Source organism: Streptomyces sp. NPDC060184, assembly GCF_042728795.1.
Lineage (GTDB): Bacteria > Actinomycetota > Actinomycetes > Streptomycetales > Streptomycetaceae > Streptomyces.
On sequence record NZ_JBHWYX010000039.1, the window covers coordinates 62,473 to 82,352 of the forward strand.

A 19,880-nucleotide genomic window follows, 5' to 3' on the forward strand; every position below is an offset into this window, starting at 1 on the left:
CGGGCGGGGACGTGCGGGTGGGGGTCATCGGGTCGCTCTCGCGGTGGTGGTGAGCAGACGGACGTGGTGGGGGAGGGCGATTCCGGCCATCGGTGCGGGGTCCAGCGGCGCGCCCGGGGCGGGATCGCCGGGCACCGGGGCGTCGGCGAGGCGCAGGGACGGGAACCGGCTGAGCAGAGCGGGAAGGAACTCGCCCAGCTGAAGGCGGGCGAGGGCCGCGCCCAGGCAGTAGTGGACGCCGACCCCGAAGGTCAGATGCGCGGTGGCGGCTGCCCGGGTGTCGCGGTTGGCGGCCGGAATCACCACGATCAGCCGCTGCTGGGCGGCGACGGGTACCCCCGCCAGCACACAGCCGCGGGTCGCGACGCGGCCGACGACCGCCGCGGCCGGGCGGGTGCGCAGCACCTCCTCCACGGCCGCCCCCATGTCCTCGGGCCGCCTGCGCAGCGCGGCCGTCAGCCCGGGACTGCTCAGGACGGCGTACGCCGCGCTGGTCAGCGAGGACTGGACGGTCATGAAGCCGGTGACGAACAACTGGGCGGTGTGCACCACGATGTCGTCGATCCCCACCCCGTCGGCCCGGGCGGCGGCCACCCAGGTGGAGAGGAAGTCCCTGCCCGGGCACCGCTCGCGTTCCTGGACGACCCGCAGGAAGTACGCGACCAGCGCGGAGTCCGCCGCGTCCGCGTCGTCCAGGTCGGCCTCCGAGGGGAAGAGTTCGGCGGCGGCGGTCCAGCGGGCGGTCAGGCCCGCCAGCACCGGGGCGTCCTCGTCGGGCAGCGAGAGGACCTTGCACATGACCCGGGAGGGCAGCGGCCTGCTGATGTGCTCGGTCAGGTCGGCGGTGCCGTGGGCCCTGAGTGCCGCTCCCAGGTCGTTGAGGCCGCTGTGGACCAGGGCGGTCACCACGGGCCGCAGTTCGGCGAGCGCGGTGCGGTGGAAACCCTGGGCGAGGTGGGCCCGGAGCGCGGTGTGCCGGGGCGGGTTGGCGTTGGGCAGGGAGGCCGCGTAGCTGACCACGCTGCGGTGGTGGCGCCAGCCGTCGGCGTGCGCGTCGCGCCAGGCGGTGTCCGGGAGGATGAACGCCGGATCGCGCAGCACGTGGCGGCACTCCTGGAAGCCCGTGACGACGGCCGCGTTCAGCGCGGGTACGGGGATCACCGGGCCGAGCTCCCGCAGCCGGTCGAACACCGGGTACGGGTCGGCCTCGGTGCGCAGCCTGCGGAGCAGGCGCATCACCTGACCCTGCGGGCCGGCGGCTTCGGGTTCGGTGGAGGACGCGGTGGTGGGGGAGGGCGTGGGGGCGGTGGGGAGGACGGCGCTCATGGGGTTCGGTGCTTCCAGTGGTTCACGGGGAGCGGCGGGTGCGCCGCGCCGTTCGGTGCGTTCACGGGGTACGGCGGATCGCCGTTCGTGCGGTGGCAGGGGGTACGCGGGTGGGCGGGCGGTCCGGGGTGCGGCGAAGGGGGCCGGAGCGGCGGTGCGGCGAGCAGGTGCGGAATGCGGTGCGGGCGTCGGGCGGTGCGCGCGTCGGGGCGGTGCGGGCGTCGGGGTGGTGCGGGCGTCGGGTGGTTCGGGGTCAGGGGGCCGTCAGAGCCAGGGCGCTGTTCTGGCCGCCGAGGGCGGTCGAGACGCACAGCGCGGTGCGGGGCGCGCCGGGACGGGGGGCCTTGGTGACGAGGTCGATCCCGTCGGCGAAGGCGGGGTCCGGTTCGGTGACGGTGGCGGTCGGCGGGATGGTCCGGCGGGCCAGGGTGAGCACGCTCAGCACGGCCTCGATGCCGCCCGAGCCCGCGCCGGCGTGCCCGAGGGCGGCCTTGGTGGCGGTGACCGGAGGGCGGTGCGGCAGCACCCGGGCCAGCCAGGACGCCTCCGCCGCGTCGTTGGAGGGGGTCGCCGCGCCGTGGGCGTTGACGTGCTCCACGTCCTCCGGCCGCCAGCGGGCGTCGGCGAGCGCGGCGCGTACCGCCCGCTCGGCGCCCCGGCCCTCGGGGTGGACGGCGGCGATGTGGTGGGCGTCGCCCGCGGACCCGTAACCGGACGTCCAGGCCAGGACCGGCGCGCGTCGGGCGCGGGCGTGCGCGGCGCGCTCCAGCACGAGGATTCCCGCGCCCTCGGAGACCACGAAGCCGTCCCGGCCGGCTCCGAAGGGGCGGGCCGCCTCGCGCGGGTCGCAGGTCCGGGTGGAGAGGATGCCCAGTTGGGCGAAGGCGGTCACGGTGAGGGGGTGGCGAAGGCACTCGGAACCACCGGCCACCACGATGTCCAGGGCCCCGGAGCGGAGCAGGTCGCGGGCGATCCCGATGGCGGTCAGCCCGGAGGAACAGCCCGCCGAGGTCGCGAAGTTCGGCCCGGCCGCGCCGAGGTCGAGGGCGACCTCGGCCGCGCCCGCGCTGGGCAGGCTGCGGGGGAGCGCCATCGGAGGGACGGTCTCGGGGCGTCCGGCGGCGAGCTTGTCGCAGATGTCCATGAGGCCGTCGACGCTGGAGCCGCCCGTACCGATCACCACGCCGACGCGGACCGGGTCCCAGTTCCGTTCCGTGAGCCCCGCCATGGCCACGGCCTCGCGGGCGGCGACCACGCTGAGCTGCGTGTTCCGGTCCATCCGGCGGGCCAGGCGGCGGCCGAGCAGTGCGTCGGGGTCGAAGTCCGGCACCCGGCAGGAGATGTCCACCCGCAGTCCGGCCAGCAGCGGGTCGCGGGCGGCCGTGGACACCCCGGCGAGGGCGGCGTGCCAGCCTGCCTCGACGCCGGTCCCGCCGGGCGTGACGAGGCCGAGGCCCGTCACGACGACACCGGCTCTCACGACTGCGCGGGCGTGACGAGCAGAGCCTGGTCGAGCGAGGGTACGGAAGCCGGGGCCGCGGCCGTCGTGGCGGCCCGGTCGGCGCAGGGGGAGGCGGGAGGCGTGGCGCCGGTGGAGTCCGTGGCCGGGGGCCGGGCCCGGTCGAACACCTCGGCCATCTCCCCCAGGGTGCTGTCGGGGCTCACCTCCACGTCCTCCAGGCGCACCCCGGTGCTCTCGGTGACGATCACCGCCAGCTCGGCCAGGGAGAGGGAGTCCAGCTCCAGTTGACGGGCCGTGGCGTCGGGCCGCACCTGTTCCTCGTCGAGTCCGAACTCCTCGACCAGCAGTCTGCTCAGCATCTCGTACATCACGCCGTCCTCCGTGTTGTTTCTTGCGCAAACACAGTCGCCAACGAGGCCAGGGGCTCCTGGTCACCCCGAAACACCGATTCGCCAGGGTTGGCACGCGAGAGTCCCCGCGTACGGCCGTGTGGCGGGGGGTGGCGCGAGCGGGGGTGGGGTGGCGCGAAGCCCCGTACGCCGTGTCCGACCGGGTGCCCGGGCCGGTGCCGAGGGGCGTTGTCAGTGGGCGCACGTATGTTCAGTGGTGTTCCGCTTCCGCCGTCGCGGAGTGGACCTCCTTCCCTGTGCGCAAACCCCTTCGGGCCCCCAAGGCCCTTTCACAGCAAAGGACATGACGTGTCGTCAGATGTGGAGAGGTCGAGCCTCGCGCGGGTGATCCCGCCCGCCCGGCCGCGCAGGCTCGCCAAGGTCCCGTTCGTCGAACTGGCCGACGGGCGACTGCAGGGCGTGGTGTCCAGCGGGTCGGACATCGCGCGCGTCTACGTCTCGTCCGTCGAGACGCGGACCTTCGCCTACGCCTGCAGTACCAACAACAATCGCCCCTGCGGCGGGGCGCGCGGCGGCTTCTGCAATCACATACGTGCCCTGGTCAACGAGTCCGTCCTCCAGTACGGCCCCGAGCGCGTGGCCCGGTACCTGAAGGCCGAGCCCGCCGACGGCGAGCCGGACGCGCGGAGCATCACGGCCACCATGACGGCGGCCCGCCCCGGACCGGCGGACAGCAAGGCCGCCGCACCCGTCTTCAGCCGGTTCCTGCACCATCTCGCGTACCTCGAACTCGCTCCGAGCACGCTGCCGTTGCCCGAGATGCAGTGGTTCCCGCCGACCCGCTCCCCGGCCCGGGAGGCGGCGTGATGCGGGCCGGGCTGCTCGTCGAGGAGATCGACGGACTGGACGAGGCACTGGCCGCCGTCGACTCCTTCGACCGGGTCCTGGTGACCGGTCTGCTCCGGCCGCGCCCGGCGCAGGCCGCCGCGCTGGCGGAGTTCGCCGACACCCTCGCGGGGAGCCCGCTCGCCGCCCGGGTCGCCGAGGCAGCCGGAAAGGCGGCCTCCGGGGCGGCGGGCGAGGAGCACTTCACCGCGCTGGCCGCCGCGCGCGCCGCGCTGCTCGGCTCCGCGCACGACGCGCTGTGCGCCCGCGCGGCGGAGGCCACCGGCCGCACCACCACCCCGGTGACCGCCCCCGCCCCCGCCACCGGGGCGGGGGCCCCGGCGAACCTGCTGGTCGCCGCCCGTTCCTGGCTCTGCGACCTGGCGCGCTGCGGCTGGCGGGGCATCGACCAGGAGGTGGTCTCCGGGGCCGCGCGGATCGTCTCCGCGCTGCTCGACGCCCCGGAACACCGCCGCCTGGCCGCCCTCCTGGACGGCTTCGCCGCCGAACTCGCCGCCTCCTGCCCCGGCGCCTCGCTGGAAAGCGTCCCGGGCCGGCGCTGGGCCGACCTCTGGACGCGGGCGATGCTGCTCACCCTGCCCGGCGCGGCCGGCGCCCCGGAGACCGCCCCGGCCACCGGCCGGCTGCTGCCGCTCGGGGTGGACCTGCAGGAGCACGCCACCGCCGTACAGGCACAGGTGCACGCGGTGTTCGAGCCCGCGGACGGCGCCACGCCGTACCTGGTCCGCGCGTCGGTGTCGGCGCCCAAGCCCGACTCGGTCGTCGGCGCCGGACTCTGGCAGCTGCTCCGCCCCCACCTCTCCCTCCTCGCGGCGGCCGGCGAGGGGCGCGCGATGGAGCTGACCGGCATGCCGGTCACCCCGGCGGGCGACCTGATCTGGAGCGAGGCGCACGCCCGCACCGGCGAGCCCGCCGACTCCTTCGCCACCGCCCGGGTCGCCCTGCCCACCGCGACCGGCCGGGCGACCGCCCCGCTGGACCGCCACCCCACGGCCGTCGCCGTCCCCGTCTTCCTCGACGGATACGCGGCGGGGGCCGAGGAGGACGGCTCGGTGGCGTTCACCCTCGCCGGAGGAGCCCTCCAGGTGGACGTGGACCGGATCCCGGCCGCCGGACCGCTCACCCCCGAGGCCGTCCTCGCGTCGGCGGCCTGCATCGGGCTGCTCCGCTGGGACGCGGGGACGTACCGCCTCCAGCCGCTCGCCGTGGAGACCCTCGTACGGAAGAAGGCGGTGGCGGTGCACGCCGGTGCCTGGGCCGGAGGCACCACCGACAAGGCCGGCACCCGGGCCGAGAAGGCCGCCACCGACGCGGCGGCCGTACTGCGCGAACGCGCCGGAAGGCTGCTGAGGAAATGACCGGACGGACGGACACGGACGACATCGGACGGCGCGAGGCCGCGGGAGCCCCCGGGACGGAGGCCGACGGCACCCCCGGCGCGGACTCCCAGGACAACCGCCGCCAGGTCCTCTACTGGCGCCTCCTCGCCCAGCTCTTCGACCCCGAGGAGCAGCCGGCGCTGGAGTCGGCGAGCCTCGCCGTGGTCGAGGACATCGGCCTGCCGCCCGCGCTGCTGGACCCGAGGGCGGCGGTCGACTCGGTCGTGCAGCGCCACCCGGGACTGGCCGCCGAGTTCGACGGACTGCTGACGGGGGAGCCCGACCCCGGAACGGACGCCGTACCCGAAGACGACAGCCCCGGGGACGACAGCCCCGGGGACGACAGCCCCGGGGACGACAGCCCCGGGGAGGCCTCCGGGCGGGACCGGGCGGCCGAGGTGCGGCGCGCCGCGCTGGTGTCGAAGGTGCTGCTCAACGTCTTCGCGACGGGCAGAGGCCCGGTCACCGCCGGGCAGTTGTCGCGCTGGCAGTCCGACGCGGGCTGGCTGGAACGGGCGCTCGGCTGCGAGCCCGGCGCACTGCGCGGCGGACGTCCCGCCGGGCGCCACGCCGGGGGCCCCGGTGCGGGCCCCACCGGACCGGGCGGCGGCACGACTCCCGATCTCAGCCGGCTGATCCCGGCGATCGGCCCCGAACTCGGCGCCCTCGAAGCCGACCTCGTCCGGCGGATGCGGCTGCGCGAGGTGCTCGCCGACCCGAAGCTCGCCGCACGGCTCACCCCGAGCATGTCGCTGATCGAGCAGCTGCTGCGCGACAAGAACAACCTGGACGGCGTCGCCCTGGCCAACGCCAAGGCGCTGATCCGGCGGTTCGTGGACGAGGTCGCCGAGGTGCTGCGTACCCAGGTGGAGAAGGCCACCGTCGGGTCGCTGGACCGCTCGGTCCCGCCGAAGCGGGTCTACCGCAACCTCGACATCGACCGCACGATCTGGAAGAACCTCACCAACTGGAGTCCGGAGGAGGAGCGGCTCTACGTCGACCGCCTCCACTACCGCCACACGGCCCGCAAGACGACGCCCCAGCGGCTGATCGTGGTGGTCGACCAGTCGGGTTCGATGGTCGACTCGATGGTCAACTGCACCATCCTGGCCTCGATCTTCGCCGGGCTCCCCAAGGTCGACGTCCACCTCGTCGCGTACGACACCAAGGCCCTCGACCTCACCCCGTGGGTGCACGACCCCTTCGAGACGCTGCTCCGCACCCAGCTCGGCGGCGGCACGGACGGCACGGTCGCCATGGCACTGGCCCAGCCGAAGATCGCGGAGCCCCGCAACACCGTCGTGGTGTGGATATCCGACTTCTACGAGTGGAGTTGCGAACCGCTCTTCGAGAGCATGGCCGCCCTCCACCGCTCGGGCGTCAAGTTCATCCCGGTGGGCTCGGTGACCAGCTCGGGGCGCGGCAGCGTCAACCCCTGGTTCCGCGAACGCTTCAAGGACCTCGGCACGCCGGTCCTCTCCGGCCACATCCGCAAGCTCGTCCACGAGCTGAAGAACTTCCTCACCTGAGCCCCGGCTCACGACCCCGTCGCTTCCGCCCGCGTACCCCAGACCCGAGAAAGGCCCGACATGTCCGACCTGCTGCGCGCCCCCGCCGAGATCAAGTACGCCGAGGAGCTGGACTGGCTGGAATCGGTGGACGACGGCCCCAAGCCGTTCTCCTGGCGCCTGTCGCCGAAGATGGTCCGCCTGTTCGTCCTGGGCTCCGAGCGCGCCGACGGCCTCGACCGGGAGATCGGCCAGAAGTGGTTCGGCGACCGCAGTTTCGTCGAACGCTCCATCGTCACTCTCGCCTCCGACCGGGGCCTGCTCCTGATCGGCGACCCCGGCACCGGCAAGTCCTGGCTGGCCGAGCTGCTCTCCGCCGCCATCAGCCGCAACTCCACCCTGGTGGTGCAGGGCACGGCCGGCACCACCGAGGACCACATCAAGTACTCCTGGAACGTCTCCATGGTGATAGCCAAGGGCCAGTCCCGGGAGTCGATGATCCCCTCACCGATCATGACCGCGATGGAGACCGGCACCATCGGCCGCTTCGAGGAGCTCACCCGCTCCACCAGCGACGTCCAGGACGCGCTGATCTCCATCCTCTCGGAGAAGTACGTCTCCGTCCCCGAACTGGAGAGCGGCGACGGCGACAACATCGTCTTCGCCAAGCCCGGATTCTCGGTCATCGCCACCGCCAACAGCCGCGACCGGGGCGTCAACGACCTCTCGTCCGCGCTCAAGCGCCGCTTCAACTTCGTCCGCATCCCCGTGGTGACGAACAAGAAGAGCGAGGCGGAGATCGTCCGCTTCCGCACCGAGGAGCTGCTCCGCCGCCACCGCATCGAACTGGACGTGCCGCCCACCCTGCTCGACGTGCTCCTCCAGAGCTTCGCCGACCTGCGCGCCTCCGCCGCCGCGGCGGGCAGCGACGACGAGAAGCTGGAGTCCGCCCTCTCCAGCGCCGAGCAGATCGGGGTGCTGGAGGACGCGATCCTGCACAGCAACTTCTTCGGGGAGCGGGAGCTCACCGCCCGTACCCTCGCCTCCTCGCTCGTCGGTTCGCTGGTGCGGCGGGAGCCGGAGGACCTGGCCATCCTCAACAAGTACCTGCACGGAGTCGTGGAGCCGCGCGGCAAGGAGGAGGGCGGCGCCTGGCCCGAGTTCCTGGAGGGCGGCCGGGACGCGATCGCCACCCTGGCGTGACGGGCGCGGGCGGGATGACCGAGGTGACCGGAGCGAGGGAGGGGGACACCGTGCCGGAGACGGACACCGTGCCGGAGAAGGACGCGGGACACACGGCCGCTGGGCAGACCGTCGCGGGGCAGCGGCAGGACACCGGATTCGAGGCGCTGCGCGAGCAGTTGCGGGAGGCGGCGGCGTCCTTCGCGGACGGGCCGGACGCGCTGGAGGGCATCCTCCTCGGACTCGTCGACGACGTGGACCGCGCGGTGCGCGAGCCGCTGGAGATCTTCCCGGTCTGCCACCACTCGCCCGCCTCGGCGACGGCGATGGCCCGGCGGCTGCGGGAGAAGCGACCCAAGGTCGTCTACCTGGAGCTCTGCGAGGACATGGCGCCGCTCCTCACCGAACTGCGCAACTGCCGTCTCCCGGTGGCGGTGCAGGCGTTCGCGAGCGACGCCGAGGGCTTCCCCGCCGCCTGGGCCCCGCTCTCGGTGGTCGCGCCGATCACCGAGGCGTCCGCCGAGTACCAGGCCATCGCCTACGCCCTGGACACCCCGGGCGTCGAACTGGTCCTCGTCGACCGGTCCTCGGACCACGTCTTCCAGTGGCGGACGCGCGACGAGCCCACCGACGGCGAGGGACCCGCCCCGGTCCCTGCCGCGGAGTCCGCCCCGGCCCCCGCCGCCGGGGAGGAAGCCGCGCTGCACGGTGACGCGGTCGGCGTGGAGATCGGCGAGCTGCGCCCGCGCTTCGCCGAACTGGAGGAGCACCTGCTCCGCCACGGCCGGGTGCGGCACTGGTCGGAGTGGTGGCACAGTTACGTCGAACTCCCGCTCGGCGACAGCGACCACGACACCTACCGGCAGGTCATGCTGCTGATCGGCAGCCTGTTCCGGCGGCTGGCGCCCGAGGACGCCGGACGCATCCGGGTGGACGAGGACCGCGAGCGGTACATGTGGACCCGGATGCGGCAACACCTGGCCGCCACCGGCACCGACCCGGCCGACTGCCTCTACGTCTGCGGCGCGTTCCACGCGGTCAGCCGGGTCGCGGAGTTCGGGGTGGCGGGCGCGGACGGCTTCGAGATCTCCGAGCCGAGCGACAGCGTCTGGAGTTACGGCCTCATCCCGTCCAGCCACGCCGCCATCGAGGCGCAGTTCGGTCTCGCCCCCGGTTCGGTGTCGATCGCCGCGACCCAGTGGGCGAAGAACCTCAGGCGCACCCGGGTGAAGCCCTACCGGCTCGTCGGCCAGGACGGTTCCAAGAAGTCCGCGCGGACGGCGGCGAAGGCACCGGCACCCGTCGAGACGCCGGACACCGTCCCGGACCGGCTCTCCGGATTCCTGCGGCTGCCGCCCGTGCTCGACGGCCTGGACGAGGCCGAACTCCTCGGCTGGTCCGTGGAGCTCGTGCGCGCCGCGCGCCGCAACGGCTACCTCGCCTCCACCGCCGACGCCATCGCCGTCTTCGAGACCTCGATCCTGCTGGCCGGGATGCGCGACCGCGCCCGCCCCACCCCGTACGACTTCCAGGACGCGGCCGTCACCTGCATCGAGAAGGACGTCGTGCCCGGCCGCCGGGACGTGCGCCGCCTCGTGGAGATCATGATGGGCGGCGACCGGACCGGCCGGGTCGGCTACGACTCGCTGCCGCCGCTCGCCCGCGACGTGCACGACCGGCTCGCCCCGCTGGGGCTCGACCTCCAGCAGCGCGGGGTGCGCCGGGCGCTGCTCGACATCAGCTCCCGCCCGGAGCTGGAGCGCTGTTCCGACGTGCTGTGGATGCTGCGCCGGCTGATGCCCGAGGGCACCGCCCGGCCGATCATGGGGGAGCGGCGGCTGGGCGAGCGCTCCCTCCAGGAGTCCTGGGACCTCGCCCTCGGCACCCATCAGCGGGCCCTGATCGAGCTGGGCCACGAGGGCGTCAGCATCGAACAGGTCCTGGAACAGCGGTTGCGGCGGGACGCGTACGCCCCGCGGGCGACGACCGCGACCGTGCTCCGGGCGGTGGAGGACGCCACGCTCCACCTGCGCGGCGGACGCCTCGCCGCAGAGCTCGGTGCCCGCGCCCTGGAGGTGCTGACCACCGAACGCGGTGTGGACGGCGCCCCCGAGGTGCTGCTCAGGGTGCGCCGCCTGCTGGCGTACTACCGCACCAGCGAGGCGGTGCTGCCACCGTGGATCGAGTCCTTCGTCAAGGCCGGGTACGCGCACTACTGCACCCTGCTGCCGACCGCCTTCCACGACGAGGACGCCACCGGCCGCCAGGTCGCCGCCACGCTCGGCTTCCTCTTCTCCATGGAGGGTCTGGCGCTCTCCCTGGGCTGCGACCGGACCCAGCTGGAGCTGGCCCTCGCCCAGGCGCATCCCGAGGAGCCCTCCCGGGTGGCGCTGCTCTGGGCGGCCCGGACGCACCTCGGGCAGCTCTCCCGGCAGGAGCTGCGTGCGCGGTGCGACGGACTCCTGGCCAACCCCCTGGTCGTGCCCGCCTATCCGCGCTATCTCAGCGGATTCCTGCACGCCCTGGAGCCGGTTCCGCACCTCGCCGACTTCGTCGTGGAAGCCGTGTCGAACGCCTTCGCGCGCCTGCCCGACCGGGTGCTGCTGCCCTGGCTGCCGACGCTCATCACCACCCTGCGCGCCGAGGGCGCCGACCTCGCGCCGCTGCTGATCCGGGAGGCCGGACGGATCTTCCCCGGCCGCCTCGACGCGCTGGACACCTTCGTACCGCCCTGGCACGAGCCCGCCCCGGACGCGGCGGCGCCCCGGGACCCCGGAGCCGGTACCGGAGCGCGTACGGGCGTCGCCCTGCTCGCCGCGCACCCGGCGACCTGCGACGCGGTGGCCGCACTGCTGGGCTGCGACGGTGCGTGGACGGCGGCGGACCCCGCTCCGGCGGGCGCCGCGCTCCTCGCCCGGCACCCGGAGCCGGCCGGGGCCCTGGAGGCGCTGCTGGCCGGGGTGTGACACGACCGGACCGGACCGCGCCCTCTCCGAGCGGTGCGGTCCGGTCCGGGGCGCGATCCCTCCTCCGGGCGCCGTCGGGTCCGGCCCGGGAGTCCGGATGCTCCTGTGGAAGTCAGTCCTCCTGTACGTGGACGACGGGCTCGTGGGTGACGGGGAAGTTCACCGAGCGGGCGATGAAGCAGAGCGCGGGGACGTCGCCGTGCAGCGCGCGGGCCTTCTCCACCATCGACGCGTCGGTGACCGTCACCTCCGGGCGCAGCACCACCCGGGTGATCCGGCCGCTCCCACCGGTCTTGTCCATGGTCATCACTCCGTGGGCGTTGTCCTCGTAGTCGGTGACGACGACCCCGCCGACCGCGCAGAGGTGCAGGTACCAGAGCATGTGGCACTGGGCGACGGAGGAGACCAGCAGCTCCTCGGGGTTCCAGCGGGCGGGGTCGCCGCGGAACGCCGGATCGGAGGAGGCCGCGATCCCGTCCTTGCCGTCCGCCAGGACCTCGTGGTCGCGGCTGAAGGACGCGTAACCGTCCGTGCCCGAACCGAGGTTGCCCGTCCACTCGACCTGGACCTCGTAGGTGTGCGCAGTCGTCATGGCCAGAGCCTAAGGGTTGTCCCCGCGAAGCCTTGTCGGGCGTGGCGGGTCGCACGGTGCCGTGGCGGGGGAGGAGCGCAGGGCGGCGCACCTCATTGCGGCAACATGAATATTTTTCCGGGAGGTTGACGAAAAAATTCGGGCCTCCCCATGCTGGAGCCCATGCACTCCCACAGAGGCCCCCTCGCACAGCTGAGGCGGGGTCACGAAGAGCGCGTGCTCGGACTGCTGCGCCGGCACGGCCAGTTGAGCCGCGCCGAGCTCGGGCGGCTCTCGGGGCTCTCGCGCACCACGCTGTACGACATCGTGGCGACCCTGGTCGCGGGCGGCGCCGTGGTCCCCGGCGCGGCCGATCCCGGGCCGCGCAAGCGCGGCCGTCCCGTCGAGCACCTGACTCTCGACCCGGCCGCCGGGCAGGCGCTCGGCATCGACTTCGCGCGCCGCTCGGTCCATGTGGCCGCCGCCAACGTCGCGCACGAGATGATCGGTTCGGCCAGCCTCCCGCACCCGCCGGACCTCCCCTGGGAGGGCCGCGTCGACCTCGCCGAGAAGCTGGTCGCCTCGCTGGCCGACGGCGCGCTGCGGCTCTCCTCCCTCGGCGCCACCGGGGCGGTCGGGGTGGGTGTCGTCGGGCCGGTGCGCCGTACGGAGACCGAGGAGGGCGCGCGGGCGGCGGAAGACCGCCGGATCACCCGGCCGGGCGGAGGCCACGGCGGCCCGCTCGCCGACCTCGTGGAGCTGCTGGCCGCCCGCTTCGGCGCCCCCGTCCTCATCGACAACAACACCCGCCTGGCCGCCCTCGCCGAAGCCACCTGGGGTGCCGCCGCCGGCAGCCGCGACGTGCTCTATCTGCGGCTCTCGCACGGCGTCGGCGGCGGCCTGGTCGTCAACGGCGCCCTGCACCGGGGCGTCGACGGGCTGGCGGGCGAACTCGGCCACATCACCGCCGACCCGTCCGGCGGCCCCTGCGAATGCGGCGGCACCGGCTGCCTGGAGACCGTCGCGTCCGTCGGGGCCGTACTCGCCGCGTACCGCGAACAGGGCGGCAAGGCCGGGGACTTCGACGGATTCCTGGCCGCATCGGAGGACGGGGACACGGTCGCCGAGGACGTGCTGCGCAGGGCCGGGACCGCCGTCGGGACCGTACTCGCCTCGGTCGTGGGCGCCCTCGGCCCCAGCACCATCGTGCTCGGCGGCGAACTCGCCGGGGCCGGTGACGCCCTGCTCCGCCCGGTCGCCGACGCGCTCGACGCCCATGTCCTGCCGCTCGCCCGGGACCGCGTGACGCTGCGCCCCGCCGCGCTCGGCGAAGCGGGCGGTGCGCACGGCGGCGTCGCCCTGGCCCTGCACGAATCGCCGCTGCTCGCCCGCTACCAGGGCCCGGCACTCCCCGAGGACGACGCATGACATCCCCCTCCCAGCCCCTCGTCAAGGACTCCCGCACCCCCGAGGGCCCCGCGTCCGAAGAACCCGGCGCCCCCGCACCCGCCCCGCCCGGCCGTGCGGCCCGCACCGGAAGGCGCGGCGGGCGATCGCTCCTCTCCTCGCTCGGGCTCAACCTCATCGCGCTCGCCGTGGGCCTCGGCGTCTGGGCGCTGCTCGACCCGCTCGGCTTCGACACCGTGCCGGGTCCCGGCGAGGTCGCCTCCCGGGCGGGCGAGCTGATCGCCGACGGCACGCTCGCCGACGACGCCCTCGCCAGTGTGCGCCGGGTGCTGACCGGCTTCGCGCTGGGCACCCTGGCCGCCGTACCGGTCGGGTTCCTCATGGGCTGGTACCCGGTGGCCCGGGGGCTGCTGGAGCCGTACGTCCAGTTCTTCCGCACCGTCCCGCCGCTGGCCCTGATCCCGCTCACCATCGTGCTGATGGGCATCGGCGAGACCCCCAAGATCTTCGTCATCTTCCTCGCCGCCTTCCTCTCCAGTGTGGTCGCCGCCTTCCAGGGCGTCGTCGGGGTCGACCGCACCCTGATCGACGCGGCACGGGTGCTCGGCGCGAAGGACGGGACGATCTTCCTCAAGGTCGTCGTGCCGGCGTCCGCGCCGTTCATCCTGGTCGGCATGCGCATCGGCCTCGGCTCCGCCTGGGGAACCCTGGTTGCCGCCGAACTCATCGCCGCCCCCGAGGGCCTGGGCTTCCGCATGCAGCAGGCCCAGCTCTACTACGACCTCCCCACCATCTTCGTCGGGCTGATCTCGATCGGCGTGCTCGGCCTGCTGATGGACCGCCTGCTCCTCGTCGCCGAACGACGCCTCACCCACTGGCAGGAAACCCGATGAACGCCAAGATCTCCTTCCGGGGGGTCTCCCGGACCTACCCCGTCAAGAACACGGTCTTCACCGCGCTCGACGACGTCTCGCTGGACATCGGCGACGAGGAGTTCGTCACCGTCGTCGGCCCCTCCGGCTGCGGCAAGAGCACCCTGCTGAACCTGGCCGCCGGACTCGCCGAGCCCACCTCCGGCACCGTCCTGGTCGACGGGAAGCCGGTCACCGGACCCGGCCCCGAACGCGGCGTGATCTTCCAGCAGTACGCCCTGTTCCCCTGGCTGACCGTGCGCGGCAACGTCGAGTTCGGACTCAAGCTGGCCTCCGTACCGGCGGCCGAACGCAGGGCCCGCGCCCAGCGGGCCATCGAACTCGTCGGCCTCGGCGACTTCGCCGACGCCCTGCCCAAGACGCTCTCCGGCGGCATGAAGCAGCGCTGCGCCATCGCCCGCGCCTACGCCGTCGACCCCCAGGTGCTCCTGATGGACGAACCGTTCGGCGCGCTCGACGCGCTGACCCGGGTGCAGTTGCAGGACCAGCTGCTGGACACCTGGAGCCGCGACCGGCGGACCGTCCTCTTCATCACGCACGACGTCGACGAGGCCGTCTACCTCGCCGGACGCGTGATCGTGATGGCCGCCCGGCCGGGCCGCGTCCACCGGGTCATCGACGTCGACCTGCCCTACCCGCGCACCGAAGCGGTACGGCTCTCACCGGAGTTCGCCGACATCCGCAACGCCGTCTGGCAGGCCGTCTACCACCAGCCCGCCGCCGTCTGACCCGCCCCCCGCGGCCCCTTTCCCCTCCGTACCACCCACACCCACCGAAGGATCACTCCGCCATGCGTCTCTCCCAGCGCGCCCTCACGGCCGCGGCCACCGTGTCCGTCCTGGCACTCTCCGTCACCGGCTGCTCCGGGGACTCCGGCGACTCGGCCGGCGGCGGGGGCAGCGCCAAGGTGCGGTTCGGCTACATCAGCGACTACAACGGCGCCAGCCTGCTCGCCATCGCCGACCAGCAGGGCCTGTGGAAGAAGGAAGGGCTCTCGCCCCAGTACAGCGTCTTCACCAACGGCCCGCTCCAGATCCAGGCGCTCGGCGGCGGCTCCCTCGACTTCGGCTACATAGGCCCCGGCGCGATGTGGCTGCCCGCCACCGGCAAGGCCCGGGTCGTCGCCGTGAACACCCTCGCCTACGCGGACCGGGTCATCGCCCAGCCCGGCATCAAGACCATCCAGGACCTCAAGGGCAAGAAGGTCGGCGTCCCCGCCGGCACCTCCGGCGAGATGGTCCTCAACCTGGCGCTCCAGAAGGCCGGGATGAAGCCCTCCGACATCCAGAAGGTCCCGATGGACCCGGCCACCGTGGTCTCCGCCTTCGTCTCCGGACAGATCGACGGCGCCGGCCTCTGGTACCCGCTCATCGACTCCATCAAGGCGAAGAAGCCCGGCCTCAACGAGGTCGGCTCCACCAAGGACTTCTCCGACAAGGCGTTCCCCACCGCGTTCGTCTCGGGCACCAAGACCGACAAGGGCCTCACCACCAAGGTCGTCAAGGTCCTCCAGCAGGCCAACGACTACCGGGCCGCCCACCCCGAGGAGGCGATCGACGCCGCCGCGAAGCTGCTGAAGGTCGACCGCGCCAAGGTCGCCGCCGACGCCGCCAACGTGAAGACGATGACCACCGCCGACCTGGTGGCGAAGACCGGTGACGGCACCGTCGCCTCCTGGCTGGACGGCCTCGGCGAGTTCTTCGTCGGCACCGGCCAGCTCACGACCGTGCCGAAGTCCGACACGTACTACGACGGCGACCTCTACACGAAGGCGTACGCCAAGTGAACCTGCTGTTCCTCATGACCGACCAGCACCGGGTGGACACCCTCGGCGCCTACGGCAACCCGCACGTCAGGACCCCGAACCTGGACCGGCTCGCCGCCACCGGCACCCGCTTCGACCGGTTCTACACCCCCACCGCCATCTGCACCCCCGCCCGCGCCAGCCTGCTCACCGGCCAGGCCCCCTTCCGCCACCGGCTGCTCGCCAACTACGAGCGGAACGTGGGATACCTGGAGGACCTCCGGGAAGACGTCTTCACCTTCCCGGCCGCCCTGAAGGAGCGCGACTACCAGCTCGGGCTGATCGGCAAATGGCACGGCGGCACCCACCGCAACGCCGCCTCCTACGGCTTCGACGGCCCCGACCTGCCCGGCTGGCACAACCCCGTCGACCACCCCGACTACCTCGCCTACCTGGAGGAGCGGGGCCTGCCCCCGTACCGCATCAGCGACCACATCCGGGGCACGGCACCGGCCGGCAACCCCGGGAACCTGCTGGCCGCGCGGCTGCACCAGCCGGTGGAGGCCACGTTCGAGCACTACCTCGCGACGCGCGCCATCGAGCAGTTGGAGAAGTACGCGGCCGACGGGCGGCCCTTCTTCCTCGCCACCCACTTCTTCGGCCCGCACCTGCCCTACCTGCTGCCCGACTCCTACTTCGACCTCTACGACCCCGAACTCGTCGAGCTGCCCGCGTCGATCCACGAGACCTTCGCGAACAAGCCGCCGGTGCAGGCCAATTACAGCGCGCACTGGGCCTTCGACACCATGCCGCTGGAGGTCAGCCGCAAACTCGTCGCCGTCTACTGGGGTTACGTCACCCTCATCGACGAGCAGATCGGGCGCATCCTGACCCGCCTGGACGAACTCGGCCTCCAGGACGCCACCTCGGTGTTCTTCACCGCCGACCACGGCGAGTTCACCGGCGCCCACCGGCTGCACGACAAGGGCCCGGCGATGTACGAGGACATCTACCGCATCCCCGGCATCGTGCGGGTCCCCGGCGAGGCGCCGCAGGTCCGCGACGAACTCGTCAGCCTCACCGACTGCACCGCGACCCTGCTCGACCTGGCGGGTGTCGACCCGTCCCCGGCCGTGGACAGCCGTTCCCTCCTCCCGCTGGTGCGCGGCGAACACCCCGACTGGGCGCCGGAGCTGGTGGCCGAGTTCCACGGCCACCACTTCCCGTACCCGCAGCGGATGATCCGCGACGACCGCTACAAGCTGGTCGTCAACCCGGAGTCCGTGAACGAGCTGTACGACCTTCTCGACGACCCCGACGAGCTCGACAACCGGTACCGGAACCCCGAACTAGCCGGTGTGCGCGACCGGTTGATGCAGCGGCTCTACACGCTGCTGCGCGACCGCGGCGACAACTTCTACCACTGGATGACGTCGATGTACGACATCGGAGGCTCGGACGCCGACGTGACCCTCAGCTCCTTCGAACCGGACGGCACGGCCCCGGCCCCGACGACCACGGAGACCCGATGAGACGCACGCGCAACCCCGCCCGCGCACGGCGGCTGCCCCGCTGGGCGGCCCCGGCCGCCGCGCTGATCTGCCTGCTCGGCACGGCCGCGGCCCCCTCGTACGGGGCACAGGCCCAGGGGCACCACCCGGCCCACGGCGCCCCCGCGGAGGCCGCCGCCCCCGCCACGTACACCAACCCCGTCACCGCCGGGACCGTCGACACCTTCCCCGACCCCGCGATGATCCGGGGCAAGGACGGCTACTGGTACGCCTACGGCACCCAGAACCCGGTCTTCCAGAGCAAGGGCGAGGACGGCGAGCGCATCCTGCCGATCCTGCGCTCCCCGGACCTGGTGACCTGGAGCTACGCCGGTGAGGTCTTCACACCTCAGACCCGGCCCGCCTGGCTCCAGGGCTCCCGGCTCTGGGCACCGGACGTCCACTACGCCTTCGGGCAGTACTACCTCTACTACTCCGTCCCCGGACGCGGCACCGTCGGCCTGGTCACCGGCCCGACGCCCACCGGCCCGTGGACCGACAAGGGCGCGGTGCTGCCCACGCCCAGCGGCTGCCCGACCGGCAGCATCGACCAGGCACAGTTCACCGACACCGACGGAACCCCCTATCTCTACTGGGGGAGTTACGACACCATCTGCGTCGCGAAGATGAACGGCGACCGCACCCGCATCGAGGGCGCCGTCACCCAGGTCGCGCGCGGCCGACGGGTCGAGGGCGGGTTCGTCGTCCACCGCGACGGTTTCTACTACCTCTTCTACTCGGACGCGGGCTGCTGCGACGGCGCGTACAGCGGCTACCAGGTGAAGGCGGGCCGCTCGACCAGCCCCACCGGCCCCTTCACCGACGACGAGGGCACCGACCTGATGGCCCTCGGCAGCAAGGGCGGCGTGGTCGTCGGCGCCAACGGCGACCGGTGGATCGGCCCCGGCCACAACGCCATCCAGACCGACCTGTCCGGCCAGGACTGGCTCGTCTACCACGGCATCCCCGCCGAGTCGCCCGACCTCGCCCCGGCCTCCGGCGGCACCCTCAAGCTCTCCCGGCGCCCGATGCTGATCGACCGCCTCGACTGGATCGACGGCTGGCCCGTCGTCCGCGCCGGTGCCGGCCCCTCGGACACCGCGACCGCCGCACCCGTCACCACCTGGACCGCGGGCGGCACCTTCGAGACCGGGCTGACCGGCTGGCGCACCCAGGGCGCGGCCCCGGCCGGCTGGACCACCGCCGACGCCACCGACGGCCACGGCTACGTCACCCACACCCCCGCCGCCGGCTCCACCGCCCCCGGCTACCTGGTCTCCACCGGCACCGCCCCCGCCGCCGTACGCGCCGAGGCCGACCTCCGGGTCACCGCCGCGGGAGGAGCCGCAGGCCTGACCCTCGCTCACACCGACGCCGACAACCGGGTCGCCGTCTGGCTGGACCGGGCGAAGAACGCCCTGGTCACCGAGGTACGGATCAAGGGCGTCGACCAGGGCGAACAGATCTCCGCCCTGCCCACCGGGTTCTCCTGGGACACCTGGCACACCGTCTCCGCCGAGATCCGGGGCACCCGCCTCACCGTGGAGGTCACCGGCGACCGGCTCCGCGACCCGGTGGGCGAGCAGTCCCGCACCCTGCCCGCCGCCGCCGTCCACGCCGGAGCGGTCTCCGCCGCCGCCAAGGGCGCCGGGGCCGAGGCCGACAACGTCGGCGCCACCGCCCTGTACACCCCCGTCACGCAGCGGGCCCCCGTCGCCCGGCCCGGAGCCCTGCTCCCCGCCTACAGCGACGAGTTCGACACCGCGACCCTCCCCGGCACCACGGCCGGCTCCGCCTGGAGCTGGGTACGCGGCCCCGCCACCGGCACCACCATGGTCAACGGCGCGCTCTCCTGGCCCACCTCCGACACCGAGCTGTACCTCGGCGACAACACCGCCCCGGTCCTGCTGCGCCCCGCGCCCGCGGGCGACTACACGGTGGAGACCAAGCTCCACTTCACCCCCACCACCAACGCCCAGCAGGCGGGGCTGGTGCTCTACGAGAACGACGACCGCTGGTTCAAGCTCACCCACTCGGTGCTGCCGCTCAACAACGGCAACGGAGCCATGCTCCACGTCACCGAGTTCGGCAAGGAGGGTGAGCGGCCCACCACCACCCCGCCGACCGCCGTCGCCAACGCCCCGATGTTCGGCGGCCCGACCGCCGACACCCTCTGGCTGCGGCTCACCCACCACCTCGACACGGCGAACCAGGAGCACGAGGTCCGCGCCTCCTCCAGCCGCGACGGCGTGCACTGGACGCTCAGCGGGGTGTGGACGCTGCCGGTCAAGGGCGATCTGCGGATCGGCCTGATCTCCGACAACCACGTCGGCGCGGTCGCCGACTTCGACTACGTACGGACGTACGGGCCCGCCGCGACGACCCTCGCACCGGCGAAGCCGGGCCCGTCGAAGCCCGCGCGCGGGAAGCCGTCGCACGGGAAGCCGCACGGGAAGGCCGCGCACGGTTCGTCGGGGGCTGAGAAGTAGGACGGCCGTACGAGGAAGCAGGAACGGACAGCGAGAGAGGTCCGGCCCGCCGGGACGAACCGGCGGGCCGGGCCGCCACCCGCCACCCGCCCGGGACCGGGCACGCGC

15 protein-coding genes are annotated in these 19,880 nt (G+C 73.4%); 11 read left to right on the forward strand and 4 right to left on the reverse strand.

What is annotated here, in order from left to right; all coding sequences use genetic code 11:
• Window positions 1-24 precede the first annotated feature (24 nt).
• From ACFWEE_RS24405 to ACFWEE_RS24415, 3 genes are all read right to left on the reverse strand, one after another.
• Window positions 25-1,326, reverse strand: coding sequence for a cytochrome P450 (locus ACFWEE_RS24405; protein WP_386892115.1), 1,302 nt, complete (start codon window positions 1,324-1,326; stop codon window positions 25-27).
• 253 nt (window positions 1,327-1,579) lie between these two features.
• The gene (locus ACFWEE_RS24410) at window positions 1,580-2,788 is read right to left on the reverse strand and encodes a beta-ketoacyl-[acyl-carrier-protein] synthase family protein (protein ID WP_386892117.1); all 1,209 of its coding nucleotides are present in this window, start codon (window positions 2,786-2,788) and stop codon (window positions 1,580-1,582) included.
• 14 nt (window positions 2,789-2,802) lie between these two features.
• Complete coding sequence (locus ACFWEE_RS24415) at window positions 2,803-3,156, reverse strand: acyl carrier protein (protein WP_386892119.1); 354 nt, start codon at window positions 3,154-3,156, stop codon at window positions 2,803-2,805.
• 330 nt (window positions 3,157-3,486) lie between these two features.
• Here ACFWEE_RS24415 and ACFWEE_RS24420 point away from each other — a divergent pair, with 330 nt between their 5' ends.
• The 5 genes from ACFWEE_RS24420 to ACFWEE_RS24440 all read left to right on the forward strand — a co-directional run bounded on the left by ACFWEE_RS24420 (window position 3,487) and on the right by ACFWEE_RS24440 (window position 11,079).
• The gene (locus tag ACFWEE_RS24420) at window positions 3,487-4,005 is read left to right on the forward strand and encodes a hypothetical protein (protein ID WP_386892120.1); all 519 of its coding nucleotides are present in this window, start codon (window positions 3,487-3,489) and stop codon (window positions 4,003-4,005) included.
• Window positions 4,005-5,402 carry a hypothetical protein gene (locus ACFWEE_RS24425; protein WP_386892142.1) on the forward strand — a complete coding sequence of 466 codons (1,398 nt, stop codon included), beginning with the start codon at window positions 4,005-4,007 and terminating at the stop codon, window positions 5,400-5,402. Before ACFWEE_RS24420 ends, ACFWEE_RS24425 begins: the two co-directional genes overlap by 1 nt.
• A complete protein-coding gene (locus tag ACFWEE_RS24430; RefSeq protein ID WP_386892121.1) occupies window positions 5,399-6,952 on the forward strand; it encodes a VWA domain-containing protein in 1,554 nt (517 codons plus the stop codon). Before ACFWEE_RS24425 ends, ACFWEE_RS24430 begins: the two co-directional genes overlap by 4 nt.
• Window positions 6,953-7,012: 60 nt before the next feature.
• Complete coding sequence (locus tag ACFWEE_RS24435) at window positions 7,013-8,134, forward strand: AAA family ATPase (RefSeq protein ID WP_386892123.1); 1,122 nt, start codon at window positions 7,013-7,015, stop codon at window positions 8,132-8,134.
• Between the two features lie 146 nt (window positions 8,135-8,280).
• Window positions 8,281-11,079, forward strand: a complete 2,799-nt coding sequence (locus ACFWEE_RS24440; protein WP_386892144.1) for a hypothetical protein — start codon at window positions 8,281-8,283, stop codon at window positions 11,077-11,079.
• Window positions 11,080-11,191: 112 nt separating this feature from the next.
• On the opposite strand, the gene ACFWEE_RS24445 is transcribed toward ACFWEE_RS24440, so the two are convergent.
• On the reverse strand, window positions 11,192-11,671 hold the full coding sequence (locus tag ACFWEE_RS24445; protein WP_386892125.1) for an OsmC family protein: 480 nt from the start codon (window positions 11,669-11,671) through the stop codon (window positions 11,192-11,194).
• Between the two features lie 150 nt (window positions 11,672-11,821).
• On the opposite strand from ACFWEE_RS24445, the gene ACFWEE_RS24450 reads away from it, so the two are divergent.
• From ACFWEE_RS24450 to ACFWEE_RS24475, 6 genes are all read left to right on the forward strand, one after another.
• Complete coding sequence (locus ACFWEE_RS24450) at window positions 11,822-13,078, forward strand: ROK family protein (protein ID WP_386892127.1); 1,257 nt, start codon at window positions 11,822-11,824, stop codon at window positions 13,076-13,078.
• On the forward strand, window positions 13,075-13,950 hold the full coding sequence (locus ACFWEE_RS24455) for an ABC transporter permease (RefSeq protein WP_386892129.1): 876 nt from the start codon (window positions 13,075-13,077) through the stop codon (window positions 13,948-13,950). Before ACFWEE_RS24450 ends, ACFWEE_RS24455 begins: the two co-directional genes overlap by 4 nt.
• Window positions 13,947-14,717, forward strand: a complete 771-nt coding sequence (locus ACFWEE_RS24460) for an ABC transporter ATP-binding protein (RefSeq protein WP_386892131.1) — start codon at window positions 13,947-13,949, stop codon at window positions 14,715-14,717. Before ACFWEE_RS24455 ends, ACFWEE_RS24460 begins: the two co-directional genes overlap by 4 nt.
• Before the next feature lie 62 nt (window positions 14,718-14,779).
• The gene (locus tag ACFWEE_RS24465) at window positions 14,780-15,775 is read left to right on the forward strand and encodes an aliphatic sulfonate ABC transporter substrate-binding protein (RefSeq protein WP_386892133.1); all 996 of its coding nucleotides are present in this window, start codon (window positions 14,780-14,782) and stop codon (window positions 15,773-15,775) included.
• Window positions 15,772-17,265 (forward strand): sulfatase-like hydrolase/transferase, encoded by a 1,494-nt coding sequence (locus ACFWEE_RS24470; RefSeq protein ID WP_386892135.1) that lies wholly within the window; start codon window positions 15,772-15,774, stop codon window positions 17,263-17,265. Before ACFWEE_RS24465 ends, ACFWEE_RS24470 begins: the two co-directional genes overlap by 4 nt.
• A complete protein-coding gene (locus tag ACFWEE_RS24475; RefSeq protein WP_386892137.1) occupies window positions 17,262-19,772 on the forward strand; it encodes a family 43 glycosylhydrolase in 2,511 nt (836 codons plus the stop codon). The genes ACFWEE_RS24470 and ACFWEE_RS24475 overlap by 4 nt, the downstream gene beginning before the upstream one ends.
• The last annotated feature ends 108 nt before the right edge of the window (window positions 19,773-19,880 follow it).